This window comes from Escherichia sp. E14V7 (assembly GCF_004212225.1).
Lineage (GTDB): Bacteria > Pseudomonadota > Gammaproteobacteria > Enterobacterales > Enterobacteriaceae > Escherichia.
This window is the reverse complement of record NZ_RHJJ01000016.1, coordinates 231,261-246,797: the sequence shown is the minus strand read 5'-3', so window position 1 is coordinate 246,797 and position 15,537 is coordinate 231,261. Positions and strand designations below refer to the sequence as shown.

At 50.6% G+C, this 15,537-nt stretch carries 15 protein-coding genes; all 15 read left to right on the top strand.

Annotation, left to right across the window (positions count from 1 at the left end; all coding sequences use genetic code 11):
* Window positions 1-37: 37 nt before the first annotated feature.
* The 15 genes from mnmG to lpfB-O113 all read left to right on the top strand — a co-directional run bounded on the left by mnmG (window position 38) and on the right by lpfB-O113 (window position 15,530).
* The gene (gene mnmG, locus D9741_RS19185) at window positions 38-1,927 is read left to right on the top strand and encodes a tRNA uridine-5-carboxymethylaminomethyl(34) synthesis enzyme MnmG (RefSeq protein ID WP_130206830.1); all 1,890 of its coding nucleotides are present in this window, start codon (window positions 38-40) and stop codon (window positions 1,925-1,927) included.
* 63 nt (window positions 1,928-1,990) lie between these two features.
* Window positions 1,991-2,614 carry a 16S rRNA (guanine(527)-N(7))-methyltransferase RsmG gene (rsmG, locus tag D9741_RS19180; RefSeq protein ID WP_033804388.1) on the top strand — a complete coding sequence of 208 codons (624 nt, stop codon included), beginning with the start codon at window positions 1,991-1,993 and terminating at the stop codon, window positions 2,612-2,614.
* Window positions 2,615-3,230: 616 nt separating this feature from the next.
* Window positions 3,231-3,611, top strand: a complete 381-nt coding sequence (atpI, locus tag D9741_RS19175) for a F0F1 ATP synthase subunit I (protein WP_130206826.1) — start codon at window positions 3,231-3,233, stop codon at window positions 3,609-3,611.
* Window positions 3,612-3,619: 8 nt separating this feature from the next.
* Window positions 3,620-4,435 carry a F0F1 ATP synthase subunit A gene (gene atpB / locus D9741_RS19170; RefSeq protein ID WP_000135618.1) on the top strand — a complete coding sequence of 272 codons (816 nt, stop codon included), beginning with the start codon at window positions 3,620-3,622 and terminating at the stop codon, window positions 4,433-4,435.
* A gap of 46 nt (window positions 4,436-4,481) precedes the next feature.
* Window positions 4,482-4,721 carry a F0F1 ATP synthase subunit C gene (atpE, locus tag D9741_RS19165; protein ID WP_000429386.1) on the top strand — a complete coding sequence of 80 codons (240 nt, stop codon included), beginning with the start codon at window positions 4,482-4,484 and terminating at the stop codon, window positions 4,719-4,721.
* 61 nt (window positions 4,722-4,782) lie between these two features.
* Entirely contained in the window at window positions 4,783-5,253 is a 471-nt protein-coding gene (atpF, locus tag D9741_RS19160; RefSeq protein ID WP_001052219.1) for a F0F1 ATP synthase subunit B, read from the top strand.
* A 14-nt stretch (window positions 5,254-5,267) separates the two neighbouring features.
* On the top strand, window positions 5,268-5,801 hold the full coding sequence (atpH, locus tag D9741_RS19155; RefSeq protein ID WP_001288587.1) for a F0F1 ATP synthase subunit delta: 534 nt from the start codon (window positions 5,268-5,270) through the stop codon (window positions 5,799-5,801).
* Window positions 5,802-5,813: 12 nt separating this feature from the next.
* Entirely contained in the window at window positions 5,814-7,355 is a 1,542-nt protein-coding gene (atpA, locus tag D9741_RS19150) for a F0F1 ATP synthase subunit alpha (RefSeq protein WP_001176745.1), read from the top strand.
* Window positions 7,356-7,405: 50 nt separating this feature from the next.
* On the top strand, window positions 7,406-8,269 hold the full coding sequence (atpG, locus tag D9741_RS19145; protein WP_130215078.1) for a F0F1 ATP synthase subunit gamma: 864 nt from the start codon (window positions 7,406-7,408) through the stop codon (window positions 8,267-8,269).
* 26 nt (window positions 8,270-8,295) lie between these two features.
* Window positions 8,296-9,678, top strand: coding sequence for a F0F1 ATP synthase subunit beta (atpD, locus tag D9741_RS19140; RefSeq protein WP_000190506.1), 1,383 nt, complete (start codon window positions 8,296-8,298; stop codon window positions 9,676-9,678).
* A 20-nt stretch (window positions 9,679-9,698) separates the two neighbouring features.
* The gene (locus tag D9741_RS19135; RefSeq protein WP_001251965.1) at window positions 9,699-10,118 is read left to right on the top strand and encodes a F0F1 ATP synthase subunit epsilon; all 420 of its coding nucleotides are present in this window, start codon (window positions 9,699-9,701) and stop codon (window positions 10,116-10,118) included.
* A 386-nt stretch (window positions 10,119-10,504) separates the two neighbouring features.
* On the top strand, window positions 10,505-11,875 hold the full coding sequence (glmU, locus tag D9741_RS19130) for a bifunctional UDP-N-acetylglucosamine diphosphorylase/glucosamine-1-phosphate N-acetyltransferase GlmU (RefSeq protein ID WP_130215080.1): 1,371 nt from the start codon (window positions 10,505-10,507) through the stop codon (window positions 11,873-11,875).
* 162 nt (window positions 11,876-12,037) lie between these two features.
* Window positions 12,038-13,867 carry a glutamine--fructose-6-phosphate transaminase (isomerizing) gene (glmS, locus tag D9741_RS19125; RefSeq protein WP_130215082.1) on the top strand — a complete coding sequence of 610 codons (1,830 nt, stop codon included), beginning with the start codon at window positions 12,038-12,040 and terminating at the stop codon, window positions 13,865-13,867.
* Window positions 13,868-14,178: 311 nt separating this feature from the next.
* Window positions 14,179-14,751, top strand: a complete 573-nt coding sequence (gene lpfA-O113, locus D9741_RS19120) for a long polar fimbria major subunit LpfA-O113 (RefSeq protein WP_130215084.1) — start codon at window positions 14,179-14,181, stop codon at window positions 14,749-14,751.
* A 47-nt stretch (window positions 14,752-14,798) separates the two neighbouring features.
* Window positions 14,799-15,530 carry a long polar fimbrial chaperone LpfB-O113 gene (gene lpfB-O113, locus D9741_RS19115; RefSeq protein ID WP_130215086.1) on the top strand — a complete coding sequence of 244 codons (732 nt, stop codon included), beginning with the start codon at window positions 14,799-14,801 and terminating at the stop codon, window positions 15,528-15,530.
* Window positions 15,531-15,537: the final 7 nt, after the last annotated feature.

Below are 15,537 nucleotides of genomic sequence, written 5' to 3'. Positions count from 1 at the left end.
AATCCATTTTCATACCGCGTTATGCGAGGCAATCACCATGTTTTATCCGGATCCTTTTGACGTCATCATCATTGGCGGGGGTCATGCAGGCACCGAGGCTGCGATGGCCGCGGCGCGTATGGGTCAACAGACTCTGCTTTTGACACACAATATCGACACTCTGGGGCAGATGAGCTGCAACCCGGCGATCGGCGGTATTGGGAAGGGACATCTGGTAAAAGAAGTGGATGCACTCGGCGGTCTGATGGCGAAAGCGATCGATCAGGCAGGTATCCAGTTTAGGATACTAAACGCCAGCAAAGGGCCGGCGGTTCGCGCTACTCGCGCTCAGGCGGATCGTGTGCTCTATCGTCAGGCGGTACGCACGGCGCTGGAGAACCAACCGAATCTGATGATCTTCCAGCAGGCAGTTGAGGATCTTATTGTCGAAAACGATCGCGTGGTCGGTGCTGTCACCCAAATGGGACTGAAATTCCGTGCCAAAGCCGTCGTGCTCACCGTTGGGACGTTCCTCGACGGTAAAATTCATATCGGTCTGGATAATTACAGCGGTGGCCGTGCTGGTGATCCGCCATCCATTCCGCTTTCTCGCCGTTTGCGTGAACTGCCGCTGCGCGTGGGTCGTCTGAAAACCGGGACGCCGCCGCGTATCGATGCGCGCACTATCGACTTCAGCGTGCTGGCGCAACAGCATGGCGATAACCCAATGCCGGTATTCTCGTTCATGGGCAATGCGGCCCAGCATCCCCAGCAGGTTCCGTGTTATATCACCCATACCAACGAGAAAACCCATGATGTGATCCGCAGTAACCTCGATCGCAGCCCAATGTACGCAGGGGTGATCGAAGGTGTTGGCCCACGCTACTGCCCGTCGATCGAAGACAAAGTCATGCGCTTTGCCGACAGAAATCAGCATCAGATCTTCCTTGAACCGGAAGGGCTGACGTCTAACGAAATTTATCCGAACGGTATCTCCACCAGCCTGCCGTTCGATGTGCAGATGCAAATCGTCCGCTCCATGCAGGGGATGGAAAACGCGAAGATCGTGCGTCCGGGTTATGCCATTGAGTATGACTTCTTCGATCCGCGCGACCTGAAACCGACGCTGGAGAGTAAGTTTATCCAGGGGCTGTTCTTTGCTGGTCAGATTAACGGCACTACCGGTTATGAAGAAGCCGCTGCGCAAGGTTTGCTGGCCGGTCTTAACGCAGCCCGTCTGTCCGCAGACAAAGAAGGTTGGGCGCCTGCGCGTTCTCAGGCTTATCTTGGTGTGCTGGTGGACGACCTCTGCACGCTGGGTACCAAAGAACCGTACCGTATGTTTACCTCCCGCGCAGAATATCGTCTGATGCTGCGCGAAGATAACGCGGATCTGCGTTTGACTGAAATCGGTCGTGAACTGGGTCTGGTAGATGACGAACGCTGGGCGCGCTTTAACGAGAAGCTTGAGAACATCGAGCGTGAGCGTCAGCGTCTGAAATCGACCTGGGTAACCCCGTCGGCGGAAGCTGCAGCCGAAGTGAATGCTCACCTGACTGCGCCGCTTTCCCGTGAAGCCAGCGGTGAAGATCTGCTGCGTCGTCCGGAAATGACTTATGAAAAATTAACCACGCTGACGCCGTTTTCCCCTGCGTTGACAGACGAACAGGCGGCGGAACAGGTTGAGATTCAGGTTAAATATGAAGGTTATATTGCGCGCCAGCAAGATGAGATCGAAAAGCAACAGCGTAACGAGAACACGCTGCTGCCTGCGACGCTGGATTACCGCCAGGTATCCGGTCTGTCTAACGAAGTGATCGCCAAACTTAACGATCACAAACCGGCCTCTATCGGTCAGGCTTCGCGTATTTCTGGCGTCACGCCTGCGGCCATCTCCATTCTGCTGGTGTGGCTGAAAAAACAGGGTATGCTGCGTCGTAGCGCATAACGCATTAAAAATGCCAGGTAAGCACCCGCTTACCTGGCAACGCATCAAGAACAGGTAATCACCGTGCTCAACAAACTCTCTTCACTGCTGAAAGACGCAGGAATTTCGCTTACCGATCACCAGAAAAATCAGCTTATTGCCTACGTAAATATGCTGCATAAATGGAATAAGGCGTACAACCTGACCTCGGTCCGCGATCCTAACGAGATGCTGGTACGCCATATTCTCGACAGCATTGTCGTTGCTCCATATTTGCAAGGTGAGCGTTTTATCGATGTGGGAACCGGACCGGGGTTGCCTGGCATACCGCTTTCCATCGTGCGTCCTGAAGCCCATTTCACGCTGCTGGATAGCCTTGGTAAACGCGTGCGTTTCCTCCGTCAGGTGCAACATGAACTGAAACTGGAAAACATTGAACCAGTACAGAGCAGGGTAGAAGAGTTTCCGTCAGAGCCGCCGTTTGATGGCGTAATTAGCCGCGCTTTTGCGTCTTTGAACGATATGGTGAGCTGGTGCCATCATCTTCCTGGTGAGCAAGGCCGTTTTTATGCGTTGAAAGGTCAAATGCCGGAAGATGAAATCGCTTTGTTGCCTGAAGAATATCAGGTCGAATCAGTGGTTAAACTTCAGGTTCCCGCTCTGGATGGCGAACGTCATCTGGTGGTGATTAAAGCAAATAAAATTTAATTTTTATCAAAAAAATAATAAAAAATTGACCGGTTAGACTGTTAACAACAACCAGGTTTTCTACTGATATAACTGGTTACATTTAACGCCACGTTCACTATTTTGCATCAACAAAGTAACGTGGCTTTTTTTGGTAAGCAGAAAATAAGTCATTAGTGAAAATATCAGGCTGCTAAAAATTGGCGCTAAGAACCATAATTGTCTGTTAAAGTTTTATTAAGAATGTCAATGGGTGGTTTTTGTTGTGTAAATGCTATTTGTGAAAAGATTATCTGTTTTTAGACTGAAATATCAGAAGCTTGCAAAGGCATCATTTGCCAAGTAAATAAATATGCTACGGGTGAACATGCTCGATATGTGATCTGAAGCACGCTTTACCACTAGTGTTTACGCGTTATTTACAGTTTTTCATGATCCACCACGGTTAGCAGAAAAGTCGCAATTGTATGCACTGGAAAAATATTTAAACATTTATTCACCTTTTGGCTACTTATTGTTTGAAATCACGGGGGCGCACCGTATAATTTGACCGCTTTTTGATGCTTGACTCTAAGCCTTAAAGAAAGTTTTATACGACACGCGGCATACCTCGAAGGGAGCAGGAGTGAAAAACGTGATGTCTGTGTCGCTCTTGAGTCGAAACGTTGCTCGGAAGCTTCTGCTCGTTCAGTTACTGGTGGTGATAGCAAGTGGATTGCTGTTCAGCCTCAAAGACCCCTTCTGGGGCGTCTCTGCGTTAAGTGGAGGCCTGGCAGTCTTTCTGCCTAACGTTTTTTTTATGATATTTGCCTGGCGTCACCAGGCGCATACACCAGCGAAAGGCCGGGTGGCCTGGACGTTCGCATTTGGCGAAGCTTTCAAAGTTCTGGCGATGTTGGTGTTACTGGTGGTGGCGTTGGCTGTTTTAAAGGCGGTATTCTTGCCGCTGATCGTTACGTGGGTTTTGGTGCTGGTGGTTCAGATACTGGCACCGGCTGTAATTAACAACAAAGGGTAAAAGGCATCATGGCTTCAGAAAATATGACGCCGCAGGATTACATAGGACACCACCTGAATAACCTTCAGCTGGACCTGCGTACATTCTCGCTGGTGGATCCGCATAACCCCCCAGCCACCTTCTGGACAATTAATATTGACTCCATGTTCTTCTCGGTGGTGCTGGGTCTGTTGTTCCTGGTTTTATTCCGTAGCGTAGCCAAAAAGGCGACCAGCGGTGTGCCAGGTAAGTTTCAGACCGCGATTGAGCTGGTGATCGGCTTTGTTAATGGTAGCGTGAAAGACATGTACCATGGCAAAAGCAAGCTGATTGCTCCGCTGGCCCTGACGATCTTCGTCTGGGTATTCCTGATGAACCTGATGGATTTACTGCCTATCGACCTGCTGCCGTACATTGCTGAACATGTACTGGGTCTGCCTGCACTGCGTGTGGTTCCGTCTGCGGACGTGAACGTAACGCTGTCTATGGCACTGGGCGTATTTATCCTGATTCTGTTCTACAGCATCAAAATGAAAGGCATCGGCGGCTTCACGAAAGAGTTGACGCTGCAGCCGTTCAATCACTGGGCGTTCATTCCTGTCAACTTAATCCTTGAAGGGGTAAGCCTGCTGTCCAAACCAGTTTCACTCGGTTTGCGACTGTTCGGTAACATGTATGCCGGTGAGCTGATTTTCATTCTGATTGCTGGTCTGTTGCCGTGGTGGTCACAGTGGATCCTGAATGTGCCGTGGGCCATTTTCCACATCCTGATCATTACGCTGCAAGCCTTCATCTTCATGGTTCTGACGATCGTCTATCTGTCGATGGCGTCTGAAGAACATTAATTTACCAACACTACTACGTTTTAACTGAAACAAACTGGAGACTGTCATGGAAAACCTGAATATGGATCTGCTGTACATGGCTGCCGCTGTGATGATGGGTCTGGCGGCAATCGGTGCTGCGATCGGTATCGGCATCCTCGGGGGTAAATTCCTGGAAGGCGCAGCGCGTCAACCTGATCTGATTCCTCTGCTGCGTACTCAGTTCTTTATCGTTATGGGTCTGGTGGATGCTATCCCGATGATCGCTGTAGGTCTGGGTCTGTACGTGATGTTCGCTGTCGCGTAGTAAGCGTTGCTTTTATTTAAAGAGCAATATCAGAACGTTAACTAAATAGAGGCATTGTGCTGTGAATCTTAACGCAACAATCCTCGGCCAGGCCATCGCGTTTGTCCTGTTCGTTCTGTTCTGCATGAAGTACGTATGGCCGCCATTAATGGCAGCCATCGAAAAACGTCAAAAAGAAATTGCTGACGGCCTTGCTTCTGCAGAACGAGCACATAAGGACCTTGACCTTGCAAAGGCCAGCGCGACCGACCAGCTGAAAAAAGCGAAAGCGGAAGCCCAGGTAATCATCGAGCAGGCGAACAAACGCCGCTCGCAGATTCTGGACGAAGCGAAAGCTGAGGCAGAACAGGAACGTACTAAAATCGTGGCCCAGGCGCAGGCGGAAATTGAAGCCGAGCGTAAACGTGCCCGTGAAGAGCTGCGTAAGCAAGTTGCTATCCTGGCTGTTGCTGGCGCCGAGAAGATCATCGAACGTTCCGTGGATGAAGCTGCTAACAGCGACATCGTGGATAAACTTGTCGCTGAACTGTAAGGAGGGAGGGGCTGATGTCTGAATTTATTACGGTAGCTCGCCCCTACGCCAAAGCAGCTTTTGACTTTGCCGTCGAACACCAAAGTGTAGAACGCTGGCAGGACATGCTGGCGTTTGCCGCCGAGGTAACCAAAAACGAACAGATGGCAGAGCTTCTCTCTGGTGCACTGGCACCAGAAACGCTCGCCGAGTCGTTTATCGCAGTTTGTGGTGAGCAACTGGACGAAAACGGTCAGAACCTGATTCGGGTTATGGCTGAAAATGGTCGTCTTAACGCGCTCCCGGATGTTCTGGAGCAGTTTATTCACCTGCGTGCCGTGAGTGAGGCTACCGCTGAGGTAGACGTCATTTCCGCTGCTGCATTGAGTGAACAACAGCTCGCGAAAATTTCTGCTGCGATGGAAAAACGTCTGTCACGCAAAGTTAAGCTGAATTGCAAAATCGATAAGTCTGTAATGGCAGGCGTTATCATCCGAGCGGGTGATATGGTCATTGATGGCAGCGTACGCGGTCGTCTTGAGCGCCTTGCAGACGTCTTGCAGTCTTAAGGGGACTGGAGCATGCAACTGAATTCCACCGAAATCAGCGAACTGATCAAGCAGCGCATTGCTCAGTTCAATGTTGTGAGTGAAGCTCACAACGAAGGTACTATTGTTTCTGTAAGTGACGGTGTTATCCGCATTCACGGCCTGGCCGATTGTATGCAGGGTGAAATGATCTCCCTGCCGGGTAACCGTTACGCTATCGCACTGAACCTCGAGCGCGACTCTGTAGGTGCGGTTGTTATGGGTCCGTACGCTGACCTTGCCGAAGGCATGAAAGTTAAGTGTACTGGCCGTATCCTGGAAGTTCCGGTTGGCCGTGGTCTGCTGGGCCGTGTGGTTAACACTCTGGGTGCACCAATCGACGGTAAAGGTCCGCTGGATCACGACGGCTTCTCTGCTGTAGAAGCAATCGCTCCGGGCGTTATCGAACGTCAGTCCGTAGATCAGCCGGTACAGACCGGTTATAAAGCTGTTGACTCCATGATCCCAATCGGTCGTGGTCAGCGTGAATTGATCATCGGTGACCGTCAGACCGGTAAAACCGCACTGGCTATCGATGCCATCATCAACCAGCGCGATTCCGGTATCAAATGTATCTATGTCGCTATCGGCCAGAAAGCGTCCACCATTTCTAACGTGGTACGTAAACTGGAAGAGCACGGCGCACTGGCTAACACCATCGTTGTGGTAGCAACCGCGTCTGAATCCGCTGCACTGCAATACCTGGCGCCATATGCCGGTTGCGCAATGGGCGAATACTTCCGTGACCGCGGTGAAGATGCGCTGATCATTTACGATGACCTGTCTAAACAGGCTGTTGCTTACCGTCAGATCTCCCTGCTGCTCCGTCGTCCGCCAGGACGTGAAGCATTCCCGGGCGACGTATTCTACCTCCACTCTCGTCTGCTGGAGCGTGCTGCGCGTGTTAACGCCGAATACGTTGAAGCCTTCACCAAAGGTGAAGTGAAAGGGAAAACCGGTTCTCTGACCGCACTGCCGATTATCGAAACTCAGGCGGGTGACGTTTCTGCGTTCGTTCCGACCAACGTAATCTCCATTACCGATGGTCAGATCTTCCTGGAAACCAACCTGTTCAACGCCGGTATTCGTCCTGCGGTTAACCCGGGTATTTCCGTATCCCGTGTTGGTGGTGCAGCACAGACCAAAATCATGAAAAAACTGTCCGGTGGTATCCGTACCGCTCTGGCACAGTATCGTGAACTGGCAGCGTTCTCTCAGTTTGCATCCGACCTTGACGATGCAACGCGTAAGCAGCTTGACCACGGTCAGAAAGTGACCGAACTGCTGAAACAGAAACAGTATGCGCCGATGTCTGTTGCGCAGCAGTCTCTGGTTCTGTTCGCAGCAGAACGTGGTTACCTGGCGGATGTTGAACTGTCGAAAATCGGCAGCTTCGAAGCCGCTCTGCTGGCTTACGTCGACCGTGATCACGCTCCGTTGATGCAAGAGATCAACCAGACCGGTGGCTACAACGACGAAATCGAAGGCAAGCTGAAAGGCATCCTCGATTCCTTCAAAGCAACCCAATCCTGGTAACGTCTGGCGGCTTGCCTTAGGGCAGGCCGCAAGGCATTGAGGAGAAGCTCATGGCCGGCGCAAAAGAGATACGTAGTAAGATCGCAAGCGTCCAGAACACGCAAAAGATCACTAAAGCGATGGAGATGGTCGCCGCTTCCAAAATGCGTAAATCGCAGGATCGCATGGCGGCCAGCCGTCCTTATGCAGAAACCATGCGCAAAGTGATTGGTCACCTTGCGCACGGTAATCTGGAATATAAGCACCCATACCTGGAAGAACGCGACGTTAAACGCGTGGGCTACCTGGTGGTGTCGACCGACCGTGGTTTGTGCGGTGGTTTGAACATTAACCTGTTCAAAAAACTGCTGGCGGAAATGAAGACCTGGACCGACAAAGGCGTTCAATGCGACCTCGCAATGATCGGCTCGAAAGGTGTGTCGTTCTTCAGCTCCGTGGGCGGCAATGTTGTTGCCCAGGTTACAGGCATGGGGGATAACCCTTCCCTGTCCGAACTGATCGGTCCGGTAAAAGTGATGTTGCAGGCCTACGACGAAGGCCGTCTGGACAAGCTTTACATTGTCAGCAACAAATTTATTAACACCATGTCTCAGGTTCCGACCATCAGCCAGCTGCTGCCGTTACCGGCATCAGATGATGATGATCTGAAGCATAAATCCTGGGATTACCTGTACGAACCCGATCCGAAGGCGTTGCTGGATACCCTGCTGCGTCGTTATGTCGAATCTCAGGTTTATCAGGGCGTGGTAGAAAACCTGGCCAGCGAGCAGGCCGCCCGTATGGTGGCGATGAAAGCCGCGACCGACAATGGCGGCAGCCTGATTAAAGAGCTGCAGTTGGTATACAACAAAGCTCGTCAGGCCAGCATTACTCAGGAACTCACCGAGATCGTCTCGGGGGCCGCCGCGGTTTAAACAGGTTATTTCGTAGAGGATTTAAGATGGCTACTGGAAAGATTGTCCAGGTAATCGGCGCCGTAGTTGACGTCGAATTCCCTCAGGATGCCGTACCGCGCGTGTACGATGCTCTTGAGGTGCAAAATGGTAATGAGCGTCTGGTGCTGGAAGTTCAGCAGCAGCTCGGCGGCGGTATCGTGCGTACCATCGCAATGGGTTCCTCCGACGGTCTGCGTCGCGGTCTGGATGTAAAAGACCTCGAACATCCGATCGAAGTCCCGGTAGGTAAAGCGACTCTGGGCCGTATCATGAACGTACTGGGCGAACCGGTCGACATGAAAGGCGAGATCGGCGAAGAAGAGCGTTGGGCGATTCACCGCGCAGCACCTTCCTACGAAGAGCTGTCAAACTCTCAGGAACTGCTGGAAACCGGTATCAAAGTTATCGACCTGATGTGTCCGTTCGCTAAGGGCGGTAAAGTTGGTCTGTTCGGTGGTGCGGGTGTAGGTAAAACCGTAAACATGATGGAGCTTATTCGTAACATCGCGATCGAGCACTCCGGTTACTCTGTGTTTGCGGGCGTAGGTGAACGTACTCGTGAGGGTAACGACTTCTACCACGAAATGACCGACTCCAACGTTATCGACAAAGTATCCCTGGTGTATGGCCAGATGAACGAGCCGCCGGGAAACCGTCTGCGCGTTGCTCTGACCGGTCTGACCATGGCTGAGAAATTCCGTGACGAAGGTCGTGACGTTCTGCTGTTCGTTGACAACATCTATCGTTACACCCTGGCTGGTACGGAAGTATCCGCACTGCTGGGCCGTATGCCTTCAGCGGTAGGTTATCAGCCGACCCTGGCGGAAGAGATGGGCGTTCTGCAGGAACGTATCACCTCCACCAAAACCGGTTCTATCACCTCCGTACAGGCAGTATACGTACCTGCGGATGACTTGACTGACCCGTCTCCGGCAACCACCTTTGCGCACCTTGACGCAACCGTGGTACTGAGCCGTCAGATCGCGTCTCTGGGTATCTACCCGGCCGTTGACCCGCTGGACTCCACCAGCCGTCAGCTGGACCCGCTGGTGGTTGGCCAGGAACACTACGACACTGCGCGTGGCGTTCAGTCCATCCTGCAACGTTATCAGGAACTGAAAGACATTATCGCCATCCTGGGTATGGATGAACTGTCTGAAGAAGACAAACTGGTGGTAGCGCGTGCACGTAAGATCCAGCGCTTCCTGTCCCAGCCGTTCTTCGTGGCAGAAGTATTCACCGGTTCTCCGGGTAAATACGTCTCCCTGAAAGACACCATCCGTGGCTTTAAAGGCATCATGGAAGGCGAATACGATCACCTGCCGGAGCAGGCGTTCTACATGGTCGGTTCCATCGAAGAAGCTGTGGAAAAAGCCAAAAAACTTTAACGCCTTAATCGGAGGGTGATATGGCAATGACTTACCACCTGGACGTCGTCAGCGCAGAGCAACAAATGTTCTCTGGTCTGGTCGAGAAAATCCAGGTAACGGGTAGCGAAGGTGAACTGGGAATTTACCCGGGCCACGCACCGCTGCTCACCGCCATTAAGCCTGGTATGATTCGCATCGTGAAACAGCACGGTCACGAAGAGTTTATCTATCTGTCTGGCGGCATTCTTGAAGTGCAGCCTGGCAACGTGACCGTTCTGGCCGACACCGCAATTCGCGGACAGGATCTCGACGAAGCGCGAGCCATGGAAGCGAAACGTAAGGCTGAAGAGCACATTAGCAGCTCTCACGGCGATGTAGATTACGCTCAGGCGTCTGCGGAACTGGCCAAAGCGATCGCGCAGCTGCGCGTTATCGAGTTGACCAAAAAAGCGATGTAACACCGGCTTGAAAAGCACAAAAGCCAGTCTGGAAACAGGCTGGCTTTTTTTCGCGCGCCGCAGCGAGATTGGTTCTGCTATATCCTGCGCATTTTTATATCCCGCAATTAAACTCATTTTTATAATTACGCGAAATCCTTCGCTGATTTTCCTGTTTATTCATTGATCGAAATAAGAGCAAAAACATCAGTCTGACGCTTAAATGAAGGCGGTGTCTTACTTTTATGAAGACAAAAGGCGTGACGATGGTCGAAAATGGCTCTTTCGCCAGCGGGGATAACCCGTTATTGAGCAATTTATCCCCTGTCCATTTCACGATGAAAAAAATGTAGTTTTTTCAATGTGAAGCGGTTTAAATTCGTTCTCAAATTACAGTCAGGACGCGTATGTTGAATAATGCTATGAGCGTAGTGATCCTTGCAGCAGGCAAAGGCACTCGCATGTATTCCGATCTTCCGAAAGTGCTGCATACCCTTGCCGGGAAAGCGATGGTTCAGCATGTCATTGATGCTGCAAATGAATTAGGCGCAGCGCACGTTCACCTGGTTTACGGCCACGGCGGCGATCTGCTTAAACAGGCGCTGAAAGATGACAACCTTAACTGGGTGCTTCAGGCAGAACAGCTGGGTACGGGTCATGCAATGCAGCAGGCCGCACCTTTCTTTGCCGATGATGAAGACATTTTAATGCTCTATGGCGACGTGCCGCTGATCTCTGTTGAAACACTCCAGCGCCTGCGTGATGCTAAACCGCAGGGCGGCATTGGCCTGCTGACAGTGAAACTGGATGATCCGACCGGTTATGGTCGTATTACCCGCGAAAACGGCAAAGTTACTGGCATTGTTGAGCATAAAGATGCCACTGACGAGCAGCGTCAAATTCAGGAAATCAACACTGGCATTCTGATCGCCAACGGCGCAGATATGAAACGCTGGTTGGCGAAGCTGACCAACAATAACGCTCAGGGCGAATACTACATCACCGATATTATTGCGCTGGCGTATCAGGAAGGACGTGAAATCGTTGCCGTTCACCCGCAACGTTTAAGCGAAGTTGAAGGCGTGAATAACCGTCTGCAACTCTCTCGTCTGGAGCGCGTTTACCAGTCCGAACAGGCTGAAAAACTGCTGTTAGCAGGCGTTATGTTGCGCGATCCGGCCCGTTTTGATCTGCGCGGTACGCTTACTCACGGGCGCGATGTTGAAATTGATACTAACGTTATCATCGAGGGTAACGTTACTCTCGGTAATCGCGTGAAAATCGGCACTGGTTGCGTGATTAAAAACAGCGTGATTGGTGATGATTGCGAAATTAGCCCGTATACCGTAGTGGAAGATGCTAATCTGGCAGCGGCCTGTACCATCGGCCCGTTTGCGCGTCTGCGCCCCGGTGCTGAGTTGCTGGAAGGCGCACACGTCGGTAACTTCGTTGAGATGAAAAAAGCGCGTCTGGGTAAAGGTTCGAAAGCCGGTCATCTGACTTACCTGGGCGATGCGGAGATCGGCGATAATGTTAACATCGGTGCGGGAACCATTACCTGCAACTATGATGGAGCGAATAAATTCAAAACCATTATCGGCGATGATGTATTTGTCGGTTCCGACACCCAGCTGGTGGCTCCAGTAACGGTGGGTAAAGGTGCGACGATTGCTGCCGGTACAACTGTGACGCGTAATGTTGGCGAAAACGCATTAGCTATCAGCCGCGTGCCGCAGTCGCAAAAAGAAGGCTGGCGTCGTCCGGCAAAGAAAAAGTAATTCTGGCTGGGTAAATCCGGCCTCCTGGGATGAGGAGATAACATAATCTCCCTCCTACAAGCAGTAACTATAAAAATAACCCCACTCTCTACAAGGCTCGGGGCGCCCGAAAAAACGGGCATACAGGTTGACCGACAACGATATAAACCGGAATCAAAAACTATGTGTGGAATTGTTGGCGCGATCGCGCAACGTGATGTAGCAGAAATCCTTCTTGAAGGTTTACGTCGTCTGGAATACCGCGGATATGACTCTGCCGGTCTGGCCGTTGTTGATGCGGAAGGTCATATGACCCGCCTGCGTCGTCTCGGTAAAGTACAGATGCTGGCTCAGGCAGCGGAAGAACATCCTCTGCATGGCGGTACGGGTATTGCTCATACTCGCTGGGCGACGCACGGCGAACCTTCAGAAGTGAATGCGCATCCGCATGTTTCTGAACACATTGTGGTGGTGCATAACGGCATCATCGAAAACCATGAACCGCTGCGTGAAGAGTTAAAAGCCCGTGGCTATACCTTCGTTTCTGAAACCGACACCGAAGTGATTGCGCACCTGGTGAACTGGGAACTGAAACAGGGTGGCACTCTGCGTGAAGCTGTTCTGCGTGCTATTCCACAGCTGCGTGGCGCTTATGGCACGGTAATTATGGACACCCGTCACCCGGATACCCTGCTGGCGGCACGTTCTGGTAGTCCGTTGGTGATTGGCCTCGGTATGGGCGAAAACTTTATCGCTTCTGACCAGTTGGCTCTGCTGCCAGTGACTCGTCGCTTTATCTTCCTCGAAGAGGGCGATATTGCCGAAGTGACCCGCCGTTCGGTAACTATCTTCGATAAATCAGGCGCGGAAGTGAAACGTCAGGATATCGAATCCAATCTGCAATATGACGCGGGCGATAAAGGTATTTACCGTCACTACATGCAGAAAGAGATCTACGAACAGCCGAACGCGATCAAAAACACCCTTACCGGGCGCATCAGCCACGGCCAGGTGGATTTAAGCGAGCTGGGGCCGAACGCCGACGAACTGCTGTCGAAGGTTGAGCATATTCAGATCCTCGCCTGTGGTACTTCTTACAACTCCGGTATGGTTTCCCGTTACTGGTTTGAATCGCTGGCAGGTATTCCGTGCGACGTCGAAATCGCTTCTGAATTCCGCTATCGCAAATCTGCCGTGCGCCGTAACAGCCTGATGATCACCCTGTCGCAGTCTGGCGAAACCGCGGATACCCTGGCGGGCCTGCGTCTGTCGAAAGAGCTGGGATATTTGGGCTCGCTGGCAATCTGTAACGTTCCGGGTTCTTCTCTGGTACGTGAATCCGATCTGGCGCTGATGACTAATGCCGGTACTGAAATCGGCGTGGCGTCCACCAAAGCCTTCACCACTCAGTTAACCGTGTTGTTGATGCTGGTGGCGAAACTGTCTCGCCTGAAAGGTCTGGATGCCTCCATTGAGCATGATATCGTGCATGGTCTGCAGGCGCTGCCGAACCGTATTGAGCAAATGCTGTCTCAGGACAAACGCATTGAAGCCCTGGCAGAAGATTTCTCTGACAAACATCACGCGCTGTTCCTGGGACGTGGCGATCAGTACCCAATCGCGCTGGAAGGCGCATTGAAGCTGAAAGAAATCTCTTACATTCACGCTGAAGCCTACGCTGCAGGCGAACTGAAACACGGTCCGCTGGCGCTGATTGATGCCGATATGCCGGTTATCGTCGTTGCACCGAACAACGAACTGCTGGAAAAACTGAAATCCAACATTGAAGAAGTTCGTGCGCGTGGCGGTCAGTTGTACGTCTTCGCCGATCAGGATGCTGGTTTTGTCGGTAGCGATAACATGCACATCATCGAGATGCCGCATGTGGAAGAGGTTATTGCACCGATCTTCTACACCGTTCCGCTGCAGTTGCTGGCTTATCATGTCGCGCTGATCAAAGGCACCGACGTTGACCAGCCGCGTAACCTGGCAAAATCGGTAACGGTTGAGTAAAACAGAACACGCATAATGAAAGGGTTGCCATCTGGCGGCCCTTTTTTTTCATAAATAACATTAATAAAATTATGATTTATATATTAGGCAATATGAATATATTCTGATTTGTTTTTAATGTCTGATTGCACACTTGATTTTATACATTTTTTATAATATTTAAATAATAAATTTATATTCAAATTCAAATAATTAATATTATTTTTAGCTAATTTTATTTCGTTGATGTAGTATGTCCGCGAATCATAAACACACTTATTAATATAAGTGATGATTCAGGTTAAAGGATATATTATATCAATGGAGTTTCTATGAAACGTAATATTATAGGTAGTGCACTCACTCTGGCTTCTTTAATGTTGGCCGGGCATGCACTGGCAGAGGATGGTGTTGTTCATTTTGTCGGTGAAATTGTCGACACTACTTGTGAAGTTACCTCCGATACAGCCGATCAAACCGTTCCACTGGGTAAAGTCAGTAAAAATGCATTTTCAGGTGTAGGTAGTCTGGCGTCACCACAGCAGTTCAGTATTAAACTTGAAAAGTGCCCGGCAACCTACACTCAGGCAGCCGTTCGTTTTGATGGTACCGAAGCGCCTGGCGGAGACGGTGACCTGAAAGTAGGTACACCAATTACTGCGAGCGATCCGGGTGATTATACTGGCACAGGAGCTGCAATAGTTGCTACTGGCGTCGGCATCCGTATTTTTAACCAGTCCGATAATTCGCAGGTTAAACTTTATAACGACTCTGCTTATACCGCTATCGACGCTGAAGGCAAGGCAGAAATGAAGTTTATTGCACGCTATGTGGCAACCAATGCAACCGTAACGGCGGGTACGGCGAACGCTGATTCACAATTTACCGTCGAATATAAGAAATAATTTATCAAGGGCCTTTTTATTCAGTTGGCTTTGGCCAGGGAGTCGTTATGTCCAGAAAAAGTTGTTTAATCAGGCTCTTTAAAACAACAGTTTCATGTAAGTTATTTACCGCGATTATACTCAGTGTTTTTTTAGGCCAACCAGTATTAACCTATGCAGGTGTTGTCATTGGCGGTACGCGGGTAGTTTACTTAAGTAATAATGCCGATAAATCTATTTCTGTATTTAGCAAAGAAGAAAAAATACCTTACCTCATCCAGGCTTGGGTAGATCCGTTTAATAAAGAGGATAAAAGTAAAGCGCCGTTTACCGTTATTCCTCCGGTATCACGATTAGAACCCGCGCAAGAAAAAGTATTACGCATTATTCACACCAAAGGTGTGTCATTACCTGATGATCGCGAGTCAGTCTTCTGGCTGAATATTAAAAATATTCCGCCCTCTGCGAGCAACAAAGCGGCGAACTCGCTAGAAATCGCAGTCAAAACGCGTATCAAGCTGTTCTGGCGACCAGCAAATATCCGCCTTATTCCCGAAGATGCTGCACCGAAGGTGAAGTGGCGCCGGGAAGGGCGAAATCTCATAGCAGAGAATCCCAACCCAATTCATATCAGTGTGATGGATGTCATCGTTGATGGTCATGATGTGCCTCTCAACATGATCCGTCCTTTTGAAACGCTCACGTTACCTTTACCTGCTAATTCTGCGGGAGGTCAAATGACCTGGCGATTTATTAATGATTACGGCGCAGTCAGTGACCCGATAAAAATGATGCTGTAAGCAAGGG